Here is an 18,997-nt window from a genome sequence, read left to right on the forward strand (position 1 = left end):
GAGCCATCCGGGCCACGCGGAGCGCGCCGCGCGCGGGGCGGCCGCGCGGTCGGCGCGGCGTTGGCGCGAGCGCCAAAGGGTGCGAAGAAACAATCCTTCCGTCAACTAGGAACCCATTGTTGGTCAGGCGCGTGGTCGTGAGCGCGGGCGAAGTTTACGACAGCGCCGCGAATCGCGTGGACACCGATTTTCTCCAGCGTGGCGCGGGTGGCGTCGTCGGGAACGTCCTCAGCGTACACCGCCATGCCGAGCGAGGCGGCGGTCGCCACCACGGTCGCGGCCAGGTGCTGGCTGCCCGGGCTGTGCAGGATGCCGGTAATGAAACCGCCACACAGCTTGACGTACGACAGGGGGTATTCGTGCAGGTGTTCCATCGCGCCGAACTGCCGCGACAGGCGCGACAGGCCGACACGGCCGCCGGCGGCGGTGACGATGCGGCACAGCTGGCGCATCTCGTCGCCAAGCTCCACCAGCGCGGCCGCGTCCATTTCGACGATCAGGCGCGGGGACAGCGCCGGCCGGTCGGCCAGCATGCGTTCCAGCCGCGACAGGAACGCGCCTTGCGCCAGCGAAGCGCGCGACACGTGCACCGTCAACGCGGCGTCGTGGGTGTAGAGCCAGTCCAGCCCCAGGCGGATGGCCTGGATGTCGCATTCGGCCGACAGGCCCAGGCGCACCGCGGGCGGCATGAAGATCGCGGCCGGCACCGGATCGGCGCCGCGACTGTCGTGCAGCGTCAGGCTGGCCTCGTAATGCAGCAGGGCCCCGCGCACGTCCGCCAGCGCCTGCACCGTCAGCGAGAAGCGGTGCTGTTCCAGGGCAGTGGACAGCGCGTCGTGCCAGCTGTACTCGCCGATGCGGGTGCTGTCGGGCGCCTGGCTGGCCGGCGCGATCTGGTCGTCGTCGGCGCTTTCGGCGCACATCAGGGCGTGATCGAGCCGGGCCAGCGTGTCGCTGACGTTGTCGCCCGGCGTGAAGGCCGCCATCGCCAGCGCCCAGCGGCACCAGCCGTCCTTGTCCATGGGCACGCGCAGCGAGCGCAGTTCGTGCCGGACCCGCTCGGCCAGCAGGCCGGCCTGCGGCGCGGACGTGCCCGGCATCAGCAGGGCGAAGTCGGAACCGCCGATGCGCGCCAGCGTCATGTCGGCGCCGCCGTTGGCATCCACCAGCTTGCGCAGCCGGTCGGCCGACGAGCGCAGCCACTGGTCGGTGAAGGCGCGCGACAGGTGCCGGTTGATCTGGGCCAGGTCGCGTTGCCGGAACATCAGGATGTGGCCGCCGGTGTCGGCCGCCTGGCCGGTCAGCGCCTGGCGGAAGTGGTCGATGAAGTACTTGCGGTTGGGCAGCCGGGTGACGGCGTCGCGCTGGATTTCGCTTTCGAGCGATTCGATGCGGGCGTTCTGTTCCTGCACCGTGGCGGCGGCCTTGCGCTGGGCGTCGATCAGCGCCTCGTCGACGCCGGCCGGCTCGCGCGGTCGCGGGTTGTCCGCGTCGTGTGGCGCCAGCGGGCGGGCGCGACCCAGGCCGCTCCAGCCGGTCTTGGCCTCGAGCCAGCGCATCAGGTTGGCGGCGAACAGCGTCCAGAACACGCCGGCGGCCAGGGTCAGGCCGATGACGCGGACGCCGCCCTGCCACAGGGTGTCGCGCGCCAGCCGCGCGTCGGCCTGCACCGTGACCGTGCCCAGGCGCCGGCCATCCGGCCCCAGATAGGGGCGGGTGGCGGCCGGCGCATCCATGGACAGCCAGGCGTCGCGCCAGTCGCGCGACGCGCCCGCTTGCCCGTCCTGGACGGGTTCACGGCGTTCGGCCTGCGTGTCCCCGTTTTCACCGGAGATGCGCACCAGCGCATACATGCCGGCCCCGAACAGGTCGTCGGCCAACTGGCGCTTGTCCTGCACGCCGCCGGGGTCGTGCGACAGGACCCAGGCCAGCGCGCTGGCGCCGGCCTGGCCCTGCTGGGCCAGCTGGGTGTTCAGGTAACGGTGGGCGGCCAGCATCCCCAAGGCCTGTGCGCCAAGCAGGATGAAGGCAATCAGGAGAGCGGTGCAGAGGATCAGCCGGCGTAGTGTGGACATGGATTAGAGGTTCCCTTCGTGGCCCGCACCGTTGCCGGTGCCGCGCAATGCCGGCCTGCCAGTGAAAGGGGAGACGTCGGGCAGCGCAAGTGCCCTGACGGGAAAAATGCTGGATAAGAAACGTGACACACGTTACTAATACCTCAGTGTCGCCGCGTACGCTGTAATTCCGCATGTCACAGAACATACAGAATATTACGAAATCACCTGCGATATCAGACAACCTGTGCAATTATTTCGTTCGTGATAATTGCCCGGATGATAACTATTGAGACAGGCCGTATTAATTTTCCGGTTCCGGCTGTCGTAGTAAGGGCACGGCATGGCGCAAAGGACCGGCCAGCGACTGCTATCCAAGGACCGTCATGACCCCCAACGAGCAACCAGATCAGGGCAGGAATCGAAGGAAAGGGAGCGCGTTGCTCCTGAAGTGTGGCGTTTTTTTGCGAAAATAATGCATAATTTAAAAAATGTTACAGCCCTTGGGTTTCTTTCCGGACCACAACGCCAAGGGTTTCTAGATAGGGGGCTCCGTGCGTGAGAGTTACCTGCTCGCACTGTGCCTGACGCTCGTGGGCGCACTTGCAGCGATAAGTTTGTTTTTCGTCCGCCGGGAACGCGTCCTGCGCGGGCGATTGACGCGTGATGAGTTGACCGGCGTCCTGAGCCAGCGGGAGCTGCATCGTCGCGCGCGTGCGTGGCTGATCCAGGCTGAACGGCTGTCCGGCAGGGGCGCGTTCGGCCCTGGCGGACCGGTGCAGGACAACCAGGAATCCCTGGGTATTGCGCGCGCTCGCTCGGGCACGCGCGGCATTGGCGCGTTTTTCCTGGTCAGTTTTGACCAGTACGCCGAGATCAGTGCGATGCTGCGGGCCGGCGAAGACCAGGCCCTGCTGGTGATGGTGGCCGATCGGCTCAGCCTGCTGACCCGCGCGCTGGGCGGCATGGTCGCCCGCACCGGCACCGACACCTTCACCGTGTGCATCCCCGACGTCGACGAGGAGGGCGCGGCCCAGGTCTCGGCCAAGCTGCTCGAAGACCTGTCCGTGCCCTACGAACTGGGTGGCCGGCCCCTGATCGCGGTGTTCCGCGTGGGCGCGGCGTTGTATCCGGACCACGGTCGCAGTGTCGAGGAATTGCAACGTTGCGTGCAGGTGGCCATGGTGCCGCTCAAGGAACGCGGCGGCCCCGGCTGGAACATGTTCGACTTCCGCATGCTGGCGCGCCAGCGTGACCAGCAGGGCCTGGAAAACGACCTGCGGCTGGCCCTGACGACCGCGTCGATGGACCAGTTCGAGTTGTACTACCAGCCGGTCTGCGACAGTGGCACGGGCGTGGTGCAGGGCTGCGAGGCGCTGCTGCGCTGGCACCATCCCGAACTGGGCAGCGTGTCGCCGGCCGTCACCATCGAGCTGGCCGAACGCAGCGGGCTGATCGTGCCGCTGGGCGCCTGGATCCTGGAACGCGCCTGCTCGCAGGCGGCGCTGTGGCCAGCGGCGTGGCGCGTGCACGTGAATCTGTCGGTCAAGCAGATGAACGAGGATGGCCTGGTGCAGCTGGTGTCCGACGTGCTGGCCTCGACCAAGCTGGCGCCGCGCAAGCTGGTGCTGGAGATCACCGAATCGATCTTCATCCTGCACTACGAGCGTCACGTGAAGATCCTGAACACCCTGCGGGCCAAGGGCATCGGCGTGGCGCTGGACGATTTCGGCTGCGGCTATTCCAGCCTGAACCATCTGCGGCACCTGCCGATCGACTGGGTCAAGATCGACCGCAGCTTCATCTCCGCCCTCGAGTCCGACGCCGGCAGCCGCGAGGTGGTGTCGGCGTTGTTCGGACTGTGCCAGGCGATGCACCTGCCGGTGGTGGCCGAAGGCGTCGAGACCGAAGGGCAGCGCGAGATCCTCAAGTCGCTGGGGTGCCGCGTGATGCAGGGGTTCCTGCTGGGGCGTCCCGCGCCCGCCGCGGAAATTCAGGCTTTGGCGTCGGCGGTGTCATAATCGGGGTTGCTTGCAAACCCCCACCTGTTGACTTCCTATGCCCGGCAATACCCTCGGTACTCTGTTCACCGTCACGAATTTTGGCGAATCCCACGGGCCGGCCATCGGTTGCGTCATCGATGGCTGCCCGCCCGGACTGCCGCTGGAAGCGGCCGACATCCAGCACGAACTGGACCGCCGCCGCCCTGGCACCTCGCGTCACGTCACCCAGCGCCAGGAAGCCGACCAGGTCGAGATCCTGTCCGGCGTGTTCGAGGGCCTGACGACGGGCACGCCCATCGGGCTGCTGATCCGCAACACCGATGCGCGCAGCAAGGACTATTCCAACATCACCGACACCTTCCGGCCGGGCCACGCCGACTACGCCTACTGGCGCAAATTCGGCCTGCGCGATCCGCGCGGCGGTGGCCGTTCCTCGGCGCGCTTGACCGCGCCGACGGTGGCCGCGGGCGCCGTGGCCAAGAAGTGGCTGGCCGAGCAATACGGCGTGAAAGTGCGCGGCTACATGAGCCAGCTGGGCCCGATCCCGATTCCCTTCGTCTCGTGGGACGAGGTGCCGAACAACCCCTTCTACGCGCCCAACGCCGACATCGTGGCCGAACTGGAAGCCTACATGGACCAGTTGCGCCGCGACGGTGATTCCGTCGGCGCGCGCATCGAGGTGGTGGCCGAGAACCTGCCGGCCGGGTGGGGCGAGCCCATCTATGATCGCCTGGACGCCGACATCGCGCATGTGATGATGGGCCTGAACGCGGTCAAGGGCGTGTCCATCGGCGCCGGTTTCGACTGCATCGCGCAGCGCGGCTCCGAGCACGGCGACGAGATCACCCCCGACGGCTTCGTCACCAATCACGCCGGCGGCGTGCTGGGCGGCATTTCGACCGGCCAGCCGGTGACGGTGTCGCTGGCCATCAAGCCGACGTCCAGCATCCGGGTCGAGCGCCGTTCCGTGAACCGCGCCAACGAGCCCGTGATGGTGCAGACGCTCGGCCGCCACGATCCCTGCGTCGGCATCCGCGCCACGCCGATCGCCGAAGCCATGCTGGCCCTGGTGCTGATCGACCACGCCCTGCGCCACCGCGGCCAGTGCGGCGATCCGGCCTGAGGCCCGCGCGCGTCCCGTTGTTCCTGACTGTTGGAGGCTGGCATGAGCCGTAATCGCTATCCCTTGCGCCGCGTGGCGGCCGCGCTGTCCCTGGCCGTCCTGGCGGGCTGCACCGGGATGAACACCACCCAGTCGGGCGCCATCGGCGTCAACCGGACGCAGTACATGTCCAGCATGGTGCCGTCGCAGGCGCTGGAGCAGGAAGCGAACCAGCAGTACGCCGACATCCTCAAGCAGGCCCAGGCCAAGAACCTGCTGGACCGCGACGCCCAGCTCGTGTCGCGGGTGCGCACGATCTCGCAGCGCCTGATCGCGCAGACCGGCGTGTTCCGCCCCGACGCCTCTAGCTGGAAATGGGAAGTGCACGTGCTGACCAGCGACGAGGTCAACGCCTGGTGCATGCCGGGCGGCAAGATCGCCGTCTACACCGGCCTGATCAACAAGATCAAGCCGACCGATGACGAGCTGGCCGCGGTACTGGGCCACGAGATTTCCCACGCGCTGCGCGAGCATGCGCGCGAGCGCGTCTCGCAGCAGATGGCCACCAGCCTGGGGTTGCAGGTGCTGTCGATCGCCACCGGTTCGAGCGCCGCGTCGGACCTGGGCGGCAAGCTCAGCGACGTGATGTTCACGCTGCCCAACAGCCGCACCCACGAGACCGAGGCCGACCGCATGGGCGTCGAACTGGCGGCGCGCGCCGGCTTCGATCCGCGCGCCGCGGTCACGCTGTGGCAGAAGATGGGGGCCGCCGACAACGGCAACGCGCCGCCCGAGATCCTCTCGACCCACCCGTCGGCCGCCTCGCGCATCACCGACCTGCAGGCGGCGGCGCAACAGGTGCTGCCGCTGTACGAGCAATCCAAGGGCCGCGCGTCGCGCTAGGCCGGGATAGCGTTCCTGCCTCGATACCGCGGCCGCTTTGCGGCCGTTCCAGCTGCTCACCATGGTATTAATAGTACTAGTATATTGGGTGTAGTTGTACTAGGTTCAGAGGCTGGGCATAATCCTTCACATGCCGCAGCGGCCGGCGTGGAAGCGATGGATTCGCCCCATGCGAGGCACGAGCCGGATTGTCTATTTGCAGAGCGCATCCATGGCCCAAACCCTTTACGACAAACTCTGGGACGCCCACATCGTCCACCAGGAATCAGACGGTACCTGTCTGCTCTATATCGACCGCCACCTGCTGCACGAAGTGACGAGCCCGCAGGCGTTCGAAGGCCTGGCCATCGCCCAGCGCAAGCCGTGGCGCAACGGCGCCAACCTGGCCGTCGCCGACCACAACGTGCCGACGATGAACCGCGCCCAGGGCATCGATGATCCGATCTCGCGCCTGCAGGTCGACACGCTCGACGCCAACTGCGACAAGTACGGCATCACCGAATTCCGCATGAACGACCTGCGCCAGGGCATCGTCCACGTGATCGGGCCGGAGCAGGGCGCGACCCTGCCGGGCATGACCGTGGTCTGTGGCGACTCGCACACCAGCACGCACGGCGCGCTGGGCGCGCTGGCGTTCGGCATCGGCACCTCCGAAGTCGAACACGTGCTGGCCACGCAGACGCTGCTCATGAAGAAAGCCAAGAGCATGCTGATCAAGGTCGAAGGCGAACTGCCGTTCGGCTGTACGGCCAAGGACGTCGTCCTGCACATCATCGGCATCATCGGCACCGCCGGCGGCACCGGCCACGCCATCGAGTTCGCCGGCAGCACCATCCGCGCGCTGTCGGTCGAAGGCCGCATGACGGTCTGCAACATGGCCATCGAGGCCGGCGCCCGCTCCGGCATGGTCGCCGTCGACGACAAGACCGTTGAATACTTCCGCGGCCGCCCGTTCGCGCCGTCCGGCGTGCTGTGGGACCACGCCGTGGCCTACTGGCGCACGCTGCGCACCGACGAAGGCGCCAAGTTCGACACCGTGGTCGAAGTCAACGCCCGCGACATCAAGCCGCAGGTCACCTGGGGCACTTCGCCCGAAATGGTGCTGCCGGTCGATTCGCGCGTGCCGGACCCCGATCGCGAAAAAGACGACGTGCGCCGCAGCGGCATGGAACGCGCGCTGGAATACATGGGCCTCAAGCCCAACACGCCGCTGACCGACATCCGCGTGGACCGCGTCTTCATCGGTTCCTGCACCAACTCGCGCATCGAGGACCTGCGCGCCGCCGCCGTCGTGGCGCGCGGCAAGCACGTGGCCTCCAACGTGCGCCAGGCCATGGTGGTGCCGGGTTCGGGGCTGGTCAAGCAGCAGGCCGAGCGCGAAGGCCTGGACAAGATCTTCATCGAGGCCGGCTTCGAATGGCGCGAGCCGGGCTGCTCGATGTGCCTGGCCATGAACGCCGACCGGCTCGAGCCGGGCGAGCGTTGCGCCTCGACCTCGAACCGCAACTTCGAAGGCCGCCAGGGTCAGGGTGGCCGCACCCACCTGGTGAGCCCGGCGATGGCCGCCGCCGCCGCCGTGGCCGGCCACTTCGTCGACGTCCGCACGTTCCGTTAAGCGCCCACCGAGTACCGACATCATGCAAGCATTCACCACTCACGAAGGCCTGGTGGCTCCGCTCGACCGCGAAAACGTCGACACGGACCTCATCATCCCCAAGCAGTTCCTCAAGTCCATCAAGCGCACCGGCTTCGGCCCGAACCTGTTCGACGAACTGCGCTACCTGGACCACGGCGAACCGGGCATGGACAACAGCAAGCGTCCGCTCAACCCCGATTTCGTGCTGAACCAGCCGCGTTACCAGGGCGCCTCGGTGCTGCTGGCGCGCAAGAACTTCGGCTGCGGTTCGAGCCGCGAGCACGCGCCCTGGGCGCTGACGCAGTTCGGCTTCCGCGCCATCATCGCGCCGTCGTACGCCGACATCTTCTTCAACAACAGCTTCAAGAACGGCCTGCTGCCCATCGTGCTGTCCGAGCTCGAAGTGGCGCGCCTGTTCGACGAAGTGAAGGCGTTCCCGGCCTACAAGCTCAACATCGACCTGGACCGCCAGGTGGTGGTGGCGGCCGACGGCCGCGCCATGAAGTTCGACATCGAGCCGTTCCGCAAGTACTGCCTGCTCAACGGCTTCGACGACATCGGCCTGACGCTGCGCCACGCCGACAAGATCCGCGCCTTTGAAGCCGAACGCCTGGCCCGCCATCCCTGGCTGGAAAGCCGTCCGATCGCCTGACCCAGCCTTTCTATCGACCACAGGACCGTTTTTTCCATGACTCACAACATCGCAGTCTTGCCGGGTGACGGCATCGGCCCCGAAATCATCGAACAGGCCGTGCGCGTCCTGAAGGCGCTGGACGTGCCGTTCGACATCAAGCAGGCGGCCGTCGGCGGCGCCGCCTTCGACGAGTTCGAGCACCCGCTGCCCCCGGCCACGCTGAAGCTGGCCAAGGAATCGCACGCCGTGCTGTTCGGCGCCGTCGGCGACTGGAAGTACGACAGCCTGCCGCGCGAATTCCGCCCCGAGCAGGCCATCCTGGGCCTGCGCAAGGCGCTCGGCCTGTTCGCCAATTTGCGTCCGGCGATCCTCTATCCCGAGCTGGCCAGCGCCTCGTCGCTCAAGCCCGAGATCGTGTCCGGCCTGGACATCCTGATCATCCGCGAACTGACCGGCGACATCTATTTCGGCACGCCGCGCGGCGTGCGCTCGTCGCCGGACGGCGCCTTTGCCGGCGAACGCGAAGGCTACGACACGATGCGCTACGCCGAGTCGGAAGTGCGCCGCATCGCCCGCATCGGCTTTGAATCCGCCCGCAAGCGCAACAAGAAGCTGTGCAGCGTCGACAAGGCCAACGTGCTCGAGACCTCGCAGTTCTGGCGCGACATCGTCATCGAAGTGGCGCGCGAGTACCCGGACGTCGAGCTGTCGCACATGTACGTCGACAACGCCGCCATGCAGCTGGTGCGCAACCCGCGCCAGTTCGACGTGATCGTCACCGGCAACCTGTTCGGCGACATCCTGTCGGACGAGGCCGCCATGCTGACGGGCTCCATCGGCATGCTGCCGTCGGCCTCGCTGAACGCCGGCGGCCAGGGCCTGTACGAGCCCAGCCACGGCTCGGCGCCCGACATCGCCGGCCAGGGCATCGCCAATCCGCTGGCGACCATCCTGTCGGCCGCGATGCTGCTGCGCTACTCGCTGAACCTGGCGCCGCAGGCCGACCGCATCGAAGCCGCCGTGCGCCGCGTGCTGGCCGATGGCCTGCGCACCGCCGACATCTTCGAACCGGGCACCACCAAAGTCAGCACCTCGGGCATGGGCGACGCCGTCCTCAAGGCCCTGGCCTGACGCCTGCGAGGGACGCGCCCTTGCGGCGCGGTCCCGATTCCAAGGGGCCGCCCGCCGGGCGGCCCTTTTTCATGGCGGTGTTGCCGCCGCGCCGCGAAAGCGGGGTGGCTTTGATTGCGGCCCCGTTTTTTCAAGCTGCGCCGCAACATCCCTGCGTGCATTCTGATAAATTGTTGGGTTCTTGCACGTTTTTTCACCACACCTTGTCCCCACCTTTAAAGAGCGATTGAAATGAATCAAGCAGTAGGCCTTGTCGGCTGGCGCGGTATGGTCGGCTCGGTGCTCATGCAACGCATGCGCGACGAGAACGACTTCGCACTGATCGAACCGGTGTTCTTCTCCACCAGCAACGCTGGCGGCGCCGCCCCCACTTGGGCGACTGGCGCGGGCCCGCTGCAAGATGCCTACAACATTGACGCTCTGAAAAAACTGCCGATCATCGTGACGGCGCAAGGGGGCGACTACACCTCCGAGGTCTACCCGAAGCTGCGTGGCGCGGGCTGGAACGGCATCTGGATCGACGCCGCCAGCACGCTGCGCATGGCCGATGACGCCATCATCGTGCTGGACCCGGTCAACCGTCCCGTGATCGACGCGGCGCTCAAGCGCGGCGTGCGCAACTTCATCGGCGGCAACTGCACGGTCAGCTGCATGCTGATGGGCCTGGCCGGCCTGTTCAACAACGACCTGGTCGAGTGGATGACCACCATGACCTACCAGGCCGCTTCGGGCGGCGGCGCGCAGCACATGCGCGAGCTGCTGACCCAGTTCGGCGAGCTGAACCACGCCGTCAAGCCGCTGCTGGACGACCCGGCCTCGGCCATCCTGGAAATCGACCGCGGCATCCTGGCCAAGCAGAAGGACGCGGCGCTGCCCCACGAGCACTTCGGCGTGCCGCTGGGCGGCAGCCTGATCCCCTGGATTGACAAGGACCTGGGCAACGGCATGTCCAAGGAAGAGTGGAAGGGCGAGGTCGAGACCAACAAGATCCTCGGCCGTGGCGCCGCCTTCGGCTCCGCCGCCACCCCGATCGACGGCCTGTGCGTGCGCATCGGCGCGATGCGCTGCCACAGCCAGGCGCTGACCATCAAGCTCAAGCGCGACCTGCCGCTGGACGAGATCGAAGCGCTGATCGCCCAAGGCACGCAATGGGCCAAGGTGATCCCCAACACCAAGGAAGAAACCATCCGTGAACTGACCCCGGTCGCGGTCACGGGCACGCTGGACATCCCGGTGGGTCGCCTGCGCAAGATGTCGATGGGTCCGCAGTACCTCAGCGCCTTCACCGTCGGTGACCAGCTGCTGTGGGGCGCCGCAGAACCGCTGCGCCGCATGCTGCGCATCGCGCTGGCCGAAGCCTGAGGCCTGGCGGGCGGCGCATGCCGCCCGGTCGCGAAAGGCAGTATCGACAAAGGCACCCGCGGGTGCCTTTGTCGTTTGCGCCGCGCCGGCCAATCGGACGATGTGCCCGCCAGCCAACGCCGATGCGCCTTTCAGGTTTGTGAAACGCGCTCGATCCATTACACTTTTCCGGTGAATTGAGGCTTGTTCTCACGCGATCGCCACGAACAGGCCCCCGCCCGAAAATCGACGATAAGAACGGAATTCCAGCTTATGACCCAGCGTTCGCGCCAAGTGAAGCATGCCCGCCGTTTGAAGGCCCTCCAGTGGGCGATCGCGCTGGCGATCGGCGCGAGCGCGTGCAGCCCGGCGTTGGCGATGCGGGTGGGGCATTCGCGCGTGGTGTCGGCGCCGGGCACGCCGTTGCAGGCGCTGGTCGGGTTGCAGGAACTCACGCCCGACGAAGTGTCGTCGCTGCGCGTGTCGGTGGCCGACGAGGCGGCCTGGCAGCGCGCCGGCCTGAAGCCGCCGGCGCCGTTGGCCAGCCTGGTGGTGCGGGTCGAGGATGGCCTGGATCCGACCCGCAAGAACCTGCGGGTGCGGTCGACGCAGGCGCCTGCCAGCGGCGCGGTCGATCTGCTGCTGGATATCAGTTCCAGTTCAGGCCAGCGGCAGGTGCAGGTCAGCATCCTGGTGCCGCTGCGCGGCGCGGGCGCCGACGTCACGCCGGCGGCCGTGGGTACGCCTGGCCGCGCGGGCGGCACGGCAGGGTCGGTCAACGTCAAGTCGGGCGATACGCTGTACGCCATCGCCCAGCGCAACGCCGTGCCCAACGCCTCGATCTACCAGATGCTGGTGGCGTTGTGGCGCGCCAACCCCGAGGCCTTCATCCAGAACAACATGAATCTGGTGCGCTCGGGGCAAAAGCTGGTGATTCCCGACGCGGCCACGGTGCGCGCGGTGGATCCGGCCGAGGCGCGCCGCATCTTCAATGAACATGCCGAGGCATTCGCCCGCTACCGCGCGCGCATCGGCGCGGCGGCCGGGGCCAATCCGTCGGTGGTCAAGGGGCAGGACGCGGCGTCCGGCACGGTAACCAAGCCCGGCGACACCGGCGTGGCGAGCGCTTCCCAGCCGCAGGACCGGGTGCGCCTGTCCTCGGGCCAGGCCCAGGGCGGCGCGGCGGCGCAGGCCGACGCGCAGGCGGACCAGCGTACCTCCAACGAGCGCGCCATGGCGGATGCCGAGGGGCGCGTGAACCAGTTGCAGAGCAACGTCGATGAATTGAACAAGGCCGTGGGCGGGCAGGGGGCGTCCGGGTCGGGCGCCGGTGCTGCCGGCGCCTCTGGCGCCGCCGGGGCGGCCGGTGCTTCTGGGGCCACGGGTGGCTCCGGAGCGGCTGGCGCTGCGGGTTCGCCGGGTGCTGCGGGTGCAACAGGCGCAGCGGGTGCTGCGGGAGCGACCGGCACGCCGGGCGCGACGGGTGCCGCTGGTGCGCCGGGGGCGACAGGTGCAAGTGGTGCAACAGGCGCGTCGGGCGCGGCTGGCGCAAGCGGCGCCGCGGGTGCCCCGGGAGCGGCAGGTGCCGGCGGGGCAGCAGGCGCTTCCGGTTCGACTGGCGCAAGCGGGACCGCAGGTGCTGCGGGTGCGGCAGGCGCGACCGGCGCGGCAGGCGCTCCGGGAGCAGCGGGCACGACCGGCGCAACGGGCGCTGCGGGTGCTGCGGGCGCGACCGGCGCCGCAGGGGCTGCTGGCGCCACGGGAACCACGGGGGCCACGGGCGCAACCGGTGCCACAGGCGCGGTAGGCGCCCCGGGAGCGGCGGGCACGCCCGGCGCCTCGGGCGCTCCAGGCGCCAGCGGCGCCGCCGGCGCATCGACGGCCGCCACGCAACAAGACAAGGCCGCCGCGGATGCGACGGCCAGCAACACCAAGGATAAGGATTTGACTTCTTCCATGCCGGCCTGGCTGGCCGACAATCTTCTCGTGATCGTCACCGCCGTCCTGGCGCTGATCGCCTTCGCCATCGCCTGGGTGCTGCGGCGCGCGGGCGCGCGGCGCGGCGACGATGACGAGGAAACCTATGCCTACAACGAGCCGGCGCTGGACACGGCGGCGCTGAACCGCAAGCTCGATTCCATCAGCCTCGACCTGGATGAGCCGCCCACGGACGAACCGCGCCCCGCCAGCGGTCCTCGGGTTTGAACGATGTCTAGAGTTGCATTGGGGCTGGCATATGACGGCTCCGCCTGGCAGGGTTGGCAGACCCAGCCGCACCGGCAGACGGTGCAGGACACATTGGAAGCCGCGCTGGCGCAGTTCTGCGGCGTGAAGGACGCGGTACCCACTATCTGCGCCGGCCGCACCGATACCGGCGTGCATGGCGCGATGCAGGTGGTCCATCTGGACACGCCCCTCGAGCGCCGCATGGAGTCGTGGGTGCGCGGCGTCAACGCGTTCCTGCCGCCGACCATTTCCGTACAATGGGCCAAGGCGGTGCCGGACGATTTTCACGCCCGTTTCTCTGCCCGTGCCCGCACCTACGTCTACCTGCTGTGGCGCGGACGCGTGCGTCCCGCGCTGTGGGCCGGCCGCGCCGGCTGGTGCCATCACCCGCTGGATGTCGAGGCGATGCGCGCGGCCGCTGGCGCCTTGCTGGGCGAACACGATTTTTCCAGTTTCCGTTCCTCGCAGTGCCAGGCCAAGCATCCGGTGCGCGTGATGCACCGGCTCGATATCGAAGAGCGCGGCCCGTTCCTGGTGTTCACGCTGCGCGCCAACGCCTTCCTGCATCACATGGTGCGCAACATCATGGGGGCGCTGCTGCAGGTCGGGCAGGGCCGCGAGTCGGTGGACTGGATGGCGCAGTTGCTGTCATGGCGCGACCGCCGGCGCGGCGCGCCCACGTTTTCTCCCGATGGCCTGTATCTGTCGGCCATCGAGTATCCGGACGAATTCGGCCTGGACGAATTGGATGGCGGGGCCGTGCTGCTGGCGCCCTTTACCCAAGCGCCGGGCATCCCGTCCTAGCCGGACGCCCGCGGGCGCCCACTGGAGGACTGTCTCATGCAACGCCGTGCGTTTTTGAAACGAACCGCCCTGGGGGCCGCGAGCGGCGCCGCGATCGCCGCGCCGGTCTACGCGCAGGAAGCGCCGGCCGTCTCATGGCGGCTGGCCTCCAGTTTTCCGAATGAGTCGCCGACCCTGTTCGCCGGCGCCGAGGACGTGGCGCGCTACGTCAGCGACGTCACCGACGGCAAGTTCCGCATCGAGATCTTCTCGGCCGGCGACCTGGTCGATGCCGGCCAGGTGCTGGACGCGGTCCAGCAACGCATCGTCGATTGCGGGCATACCGCGTCGACGCGCTATTTCGATACCGATCCCGCGCTGTGCTTCGACGCCGGCGTGCCGTTCGGCCTGAATACCCGGCAGATGAATGCGTGGATGCTGCAGGGCGAAGGGCTGGCGCTGACGCGCGTGCTGTTCGACAAATACGGCATCCTGAACTTTCCCTGCGGGTTCACCGGCGCGCAGATGGGCGGCTGGTTCCGGGGCGAGGTCAAGACATTGGACGACCTGCGTGGCCTGAAGATCAAGGCCGGCGGCTTCGCCCGCCAGGTGCTGGCCCGCATGGGCGCCGAGCCCGTCGACCTGCCCATTGCCGACACCTACGCGGCGCTGGAGCAGGGCGGCGTCGACGCGGTGGCCTGGATCGGCCCGCACGACGACGAGAGCCTGGCGCTCTACAAGGTCGCGCGCAACTACTACTTTCCCGGCTGGTGGGCGGGCACGTTGCAGCTGTCGCTCTATGTGAACCAGGCCGCGCACGACGAGTTGCCCAAGTCCTACCAGGCGGCGCTCGGGCTGGCCTCGCGGATGGCCACCGCCAACATGATCGCCAAGTACGACGCCGGCAACCCCGACGCGTTGCGCCGGCTGGTGCAGCGCGGCGCGCAGCTCAAGGCCTTTTCCAAGCCGATGCTGCAGGCCGCGCACGAGGCCGCGCTCAAGCTCTACCAGGAATTGAGCGCCAAGGACCCCATGTTCAAGAAGCTGTACGAGAGCATGACCGCCTTTCGCGACAAGGAAATTCCCTGGTTCCGCGTGGCCGAGGGCGGATTCGATTCGCTCATGACCAACCTGGGGCAGCCGGCGGCTTGAGCCGGGCCTGTCGCCCGGGCCCGACAGGCGCCGGGGCGTGGGGCGCGCTCGCCTTATACTGACCGCATCCGTCGCGCTGGGCGACGCAAGCGATGAATTCCATGCGCACACGCATCAAGATCTGCGGCCTGACCCGCGAAGAAGACATCGACGCCGCCGTCTCGGCCGGCGTCGATGCGATCGGCTTCGTCTTCTATCCCAAGAGCAAGCGCTATGTCACGCCGACCCGCGCCGCGCAGTTGCGCCGCGCGGTGCCGGCCTTCGTCGACGTGGTGGCGTTGTTCGTGAATCCCGACCCGGCCGATGTGCAGGCCGTGCTGGATGAAGCCGGCCCGGAACTGCTGCAGTTCCACGGCGACGAGACGCCGCAGGAGTGCGCGCGCTATGGCCGCCGCTACCTGCGCGCGTTCCGCGCGGGCGCGCCGGGCCTGGCGACGGCCGAAGACCTGGCGTCGTATTGCCGCGCCTATGGCGAGGCGGCCGGCTGGCTGTTCGACAGCTATAGCGCGGGCTACGGCGGTAGCGGCCATGGTTTCGACTACACCTTGCTTGCCGACGTGAAGGCCGATTCCGTCTCGCGTCCGCTGATCCTGTCCGGGGGCCTGACCCCCGACAACGTCGCCGCCGCGGTGCAAGCCGTGCGGCCGTGGGCGGTCGATGTGAGCAGCGGCGTCGAGGTCGAGCAAGGAATAAAAAGTTCTGATAGAATCTCGTTCTTCGTTGCTGCGGTGCATGCCGCAGACGCGAAGAGATAGGGAAGGTTGTAGTGCTGGCCGGTGCGGAATTTTGCTCCGGTCGTTGCGGGTAAAGACTAATGCGAGTGAAAGTTCGCAAAACTCTGAGGCGCAATAAAAACCGCAAAAAATCTGAAAAGACGATTTGCAGAGTTTAAAAAAGCACTATATAATTCTTCTTCTTTGCAGGCGGTTAGCTCAGCTGGTTAGAGCGCCACGTTGACATCGTGGAGGTCGTTGGTTCGATTCCAATACCGCCTACCAAATTCCTGCAAAGTGAGTGCTTGATCGAGCTAGTCAAGCGCCACCCTGAAAAGCCGCGACAGTCTGAGACTTTCGCGGCTTTTTGCTTTTTCGCCTTCTTTACGATCAAGCCTGGCCTGAATCTCCAGGCATGAATCTGGGGGGGGCAGTGGGACTGCGCCCACCGAATCCATCAGACCAAAAAAGCTTCGAAAAAATTGCGAAAGCGTCTGCGGGACGGCCGGCGTGCTCTGGTCACGCCCTGCCAGGTCACACCGGAACCGCGCTCAGTTTGCCTCGTTGAAATTCGTCCAGCTATCGACGACCAGCGACTGCATCTCACTCGTGGATACGCGCTGAAAGTACTCGCGATAGCCGGGACTGCATCCAAGTTCATTACAGCTGAATTTGGTCATGTCCACGGACGCGGGTATGAATGTGGTGCGCTTGACCGTGCCATCGCCATTCTGGTGAAAACGCGGAATCTCGTCGATCACCGGCACTATCTGCATTTCATCAGCCCGGTCGTAGTTTTTCTGGATGTCCATGGCGCCGATGGGCTCGCCGTTCATCGTCACCATGATGCCCATCCACGGATCGAAAATCACCCACCGCTTCAGTTCGGGAATCCATATTTCCGTGGTGGCATGGCTGTAGGAGAGCAGACCGTTCAGGGGGGGTGAATAGTTCATCGCCGCCACGGCTCGGACTTTCAGCGATGTCTTGTTGGCCGCGGCATGAAGAAACAGGTCGCGAAATCCCGCGCACATCACGGCAAAGTCGCCATCACGAATGATCTGCAGCTTGCTGGCCATCGGTTTCTGTAGAAATTCGTTGTACGGCAAGCTTGTCGGGCCCTGCTTCACAGGTTGACCCCAAAGATAGTGCAGAAGCCCGGTGGCTTTCCGAACGGCCAGGTAGGGCGAGTCTCCCATTGGCTTGGCGGAAATGCCGCTCTTGCCTACGAATTCGACTCGGGAAGATTCCGTCTCCAGGCCAAAGGGCGTGTCGATGTCTCGACGCCCGAGAATCGTGTAGCCGCCAGGCTTGTCGAAATCGAATTTGTTCTTGAGCCATTGTTCCGATTGCCGTACCAGTTCGAGCGAACTGTCGCCAAACCGCACGGCAATGGAGTATTCGGTGTCGTCGGGCTCAACCCGCGGCAACGGGATAGTGATTTCGTCGCCACGAACGATGTTGTCAGCCGGCGAAGTCAGCAGGTCGTCGGGACTGAGCGACTCCGGCACGCTTGCATGGATGGTGTACGAGATATCCGCGACTGAGTCGAACTTCAGGATGACGGCGTCCGACATGGAACTGAAGCCGATCAACGTGGGAGGCGAGGAGGGCCAGGCGAGGGATATGGCGTAGATCGTCGTTGCCAGGGTACAGGCCCCAAGCAAGTGAATTGTCTTTTTCATTATCCATATTGCTACTTAAAAGTAGCATCGTACTTATTAAAATTTGTGTAGTCCACTATGTCAAACTTTACAAATAAGAAAAATTATTAATAAGGAACGGATCGTGGCATTACAAAATTCCGGTTGCCGCGGCGAGCACGGCAGCCCAATGGGGAGGATGCAGCCAGAGGCGAGTGGCTGTCCGCGGTTGAGGCGTTGACGAGTTTGTTGATGGCGTCAACCCATGCCTCGTATCAAGGTATATGTAAACAGCGGCGCTTTCCCATCCCGAAACGTAGTCGCATGTTTATGGCAAAATCCCGGGACATTTAGTAACAAACAGGGAGTGAGCCGCGTGTCGGAGATTCAAAAAAAGCCGCTTTACAAGCGCTGGTGGGTGTGGACTTTGGGCGTCGTGATTGTGGCCGGGGTAATGGGAGGGGAGCGCGATGCGGCGCCGGGTGGAAAGTCGGGCCCGGCATTGCCGGCGGCCGAGGCGAACTTCGTTTCGCTCGTATCCTCGGCCCAGAAAGAGGCGTCCAAGGCGGACAATGACATGCAGCGTGGCGGCATCAAGGCCAAGCGCGATCAGGGGCTGTGCAAGTCGATCCAGGGGCTTGGCGCTCAGGATTGGGTGGGCAAGGTGACGCAGATCGGCGCCAATAGCGATGGCAAGGGTGTCTTCGCCGTTGAGCTGGCAAAGGACATTACCGTCAAGACCTGGAACAACGACTTCTCGGACATCATGCACAAGACGTTGTTTCAGCCCGGAAGCCCTTTGTTCAATACCGCTTCCAACCTGAAGAAGGGGCAAATGGTGAAGTTCTCCGGCACGTTCTTCAAGGGTACCGAGGGGGATTGCGTTTACGAATCCAGCCTGGGCCTGCGCGGTAAGTTGATGGATCCTGAATTCATCTTCCGCTTCAGCAGCATCACGCCTCTGTAAACAGGGCTGGTGTGAAAACGCCTCGGTTCATCCCGAGGCGTTTTGCATTCTGGCGATGGCCGCGCCGGCCAATGCCGAGGTCGGGCTCATGTGGACTCAGCCCGCCCGCAAACAGCGCTCCGCCATCTCCATATAGTGTCCCAGCGTCGGCGTCGGCAAACCGACCACCTTGGCCAGGTCGTCATAGCGGCGCAGCCGCACGGCGGCCAGGGCGTGCGACTGGGTGGCGAAGGCGTCGGCCTGGGCCGGCGTGAAGACGCCGCCTTGCAGTTCCAGGCTCTGCACCGATGCCGGTGACAACGTGTCCAGGTAGGCCGGTTCGATGGCGCCCAGGTAGCGCTTGGCGGCGACGTGCAGGCGCACCGGGGTGGTGACGTCGTCGCTGAACAGCTCGGCCAGGGCGTCGGCGGCGACTTCCTGGTGGCGCATGTCGGTGGTGATGCTTTCGGCGAGCATCAGGTGGCCGATGTCGTGCAGCAGCGCGGCGACGATCACGGCTTCCGGCTCCCCGGCCTGCTCGGCCAGTTGCGCGCATTGCAGCGCGTGCTCGGTCTGGCTGATGGCCTCGCCGCCGTAGTAGGCGGCGCCGTGGTGGGCGAACAGGTTCTCGATGGTGGGCAGGGTGAGCATGGGATGCCTTGATGGACGGGGATCGACAGCGACGATATCGCCTCAGAGTGACATCTAGATGACTAGAGCATATCGGGCG

General features: G+C 66.2%; 15 protein-coding genes and 1 tRNA gene. 13 read left to right on the plus strand and 3 right to left on the minus strand.

What is annotated here, in order from left to right:
* Window positions 1-101: 101 nt before the first annotated feature.
* Window positions 102-2,075 (minus strand): bifunctional diguanylate cyclase/phosphodiesterase, encoded by a 1,974-nt coding sequence (locus AC1HFW_RS03515; RefSeq protein ID WP_479281812.1) that lies wholly within the window; start codon window positions 2,073-2,075, stop codon window positions 102-104.
* Window positions 2,076-2,608: 533 nt separating this feature from the next.
* On the opposite strand from AC1HFW_RS03515, the gene AC1HFW_RS03520 reads away from it, so the two are divergent.
* The 12 genes from AC1HFW_RS03520 (at window position 2,609) to AC1HFW_RS03575 (ending at window position 15,963) form a co-directional block, all read left to right on the plus strand.
* Window positions 2,609-4,075 carry a putative bifunctional diguanylate cyclase/phosphodiesterase gene (locus tag AC1HFW_RS03520; RefSeq protein ID WP_035360199.1) on the plus strand — a complete coding sequence of 489 codons (1,467 nt, stop codon included), beginning with the start codon at window positions 2,609-2,611 and terminating at the stop codon, window positions 4,073-4,075.
* 37 nt (window positions 4,076-4,112) lie between these two features.
* Window positions 4,113-5,180 (plus strand): chorismate synthase, encoded by a 1,068-nt coding sequence (gene aroC, locus AC1HFW_RS03525; RefSeq protein ID WP_006394015.1) that lies wholly within the window; start codon window positions 4,113-4,115, stop codon window positions 5,178-5,180.
* Between the two features lie 42 nt (window positions 5,181-5,222).
* A complete protein-coding gene (locus AC1HFW_RS03530; protein ID WP_479281815.1) occupies window positions 5,223-6,062 on the plus strand; it encodes a M48 family metallopeptidase in 840 nt (279 codons plus the stop codon).
* A gap of 211 nt (window positions 6,063-6,273) precedes the next feature.
* Entirely contained in the window at window positions 6,274-7,677 is a 1,404-nt protein-coding gene (leuC, locus tag AC1HFW_RS03535) for a 3-isopropylmalate dehydratase large subunit (protein WP_061071796.1), read from the plus strand.
* Between the two features lie 22 nt (window positions 7,678-7,699).
* Window positions 7,700-8,350: a 3-isopropylmalate dehydratase small subunit gene (leuD, locus tag AC1HFW_RS03540; RefSeq protein WP_006394018.1), complete on the plus strand. Its 651-nt coding sequence runs from the start codon at window positions 7,700-7,702 to the stop codon at window positions 8,348-8,350.
* 36 nt (window positions 8,351-8,386) lie between these two features.
* The gene (leuB, locus tag AC1HFW_RS03545) at window positions 8,387-9,463 is read left to right on the plus strand and encodes a 3-isopropylmalate dehydrogenase (RefSeq protein WP_006394019.1); all 1,077 of its coding nucleotides are present in this window, start codon (window positions 8,387-8,389) and stop codon (window positions 9,461-9,463) included.
* A gap of 231 nt (window positions 9,464-9,694) precedes the next feature.
* Entirely contained in the window at window positions 9,695-10,825 is a 1,131-nt protein-coding gene (gene asd / locus AC1HFW_RS03550) for an aspartate-semialdehyde dehydrogenase (RefSeq protein WP_006394020.1), read from the plus strand.
* Window positions 10,826-11,077: 252 nt separating this feature from the next.
* Window positions 11,078-13,009 carry a type IV pilus assembly protein FimV gene (locus AC1HFW_RS03555; protein WP_479281818.1) on the plus strand — a complete coding sequence of 644 codons (1,932 nt, stop codon included), beginning with the start codon at window positions 11,078-11,080 and terminating at the stop codon, window positions 13,007-13,009.
* Between the two features lie 3 nt (window positions 13,010-13,012).
* Complete coding sequence (gene truA / locus AC1HFW_RS03560) at window positions 13,013-13,834, plus strand: tRNA pseudouridine(38-40) synthase TruA (protein WP_241075848.1); 822 nt, start codon at window positions 13,013-13,015, stop codon at window positions 13,832-13,834.
* A 36-nt stretch (window positions 13,835-13,870) separates the two neighbouring features.
* Complete coding sequence (locus tag AC1HFW_RS03565) at window positions 13,871-14,965, plus strand: TRAP transporter substrate-binding protein (RefSeq protein WP_479281821.1); 1,095 nt, start codon at window positions 13,871-13,873, stop codon at window positions 14,963-14,965.
* A gap of 92 nt (window positions 14,966-15,057) precedes the next feature.
* The gene (locus tag AC1HFW_RS03570) at window positions 15,058-15,720 is read left to right on the plus strand and encodes a phosphoribosylanthranilate isomerase (protein ID WP_104021550.1); all 663 of its coding nucleotides are present in this window, start codon (window positions 15,058-15,060) and stop codon (window positions 15,718-15,720) included.
* Window positions 15,721-15,886: 166 nt separating this feature from the next.
* A tRNA-Val gene (locus tag AC1HFW_RS03575) sits at window positions 15,887-15,963 on the plus strand.
* A 266-nt stretch (window positions 15,964-16,229) separates the two neighbouring features.
* Here AC1HFW_RS03575 and AC1HFW_RS03580 read toward each other — a convergent pair.
* Entirely contained in the window at window positions 16,230-17,363 is a 1,134-nt protein-coding gene (locus tag AC1HFW_RS03580) for a hypothetical protein (RefSeq protein ID WP_479281823.1), read from the minus strand.
* Between the two features lie 334 nt (window positions 17,364-17,697).
* Here AC1HFW_RS03580 and AC1HFW_RS03585 point away from each other — a divergent pair, with 334 nt between their 5' ends.
* Window positions 17,698-18,288 (plus strand): hypothetical protein, encoded by a 591-nt coding sequence (locus AC1HFW_RS03585; protein ID WP_146075451.1) that lies wholly within the window; start codon window positions 17,698-17,700, stop codon window positions 18,286-18,288.
* Between the two features lie 96 nt (window positions 18,289-18,384).
* On the opposite strand, the gene AC1HFW_RS03590 is transcribed toward AC1HFW_RS03585, so the two are convergent.
* Window positions 18,385-18,918: a phosphonate degradation HD-domain oxygenase gene (locus AC1HFW_RS03590; RefSeq protein WP_006394027.1), complete on the minus strand. Its 534-nt coding sequence runs from the start codon at window positions 18,916-18,918 to the stop codon at window positions 18,385-18,387.
* Between the last annotated feature and the right edge of the window lie 79 nt (window positions 18,919-18,997).

Source organism: Achromobacter sp. ISS7 (assembly GCF_056523125.1).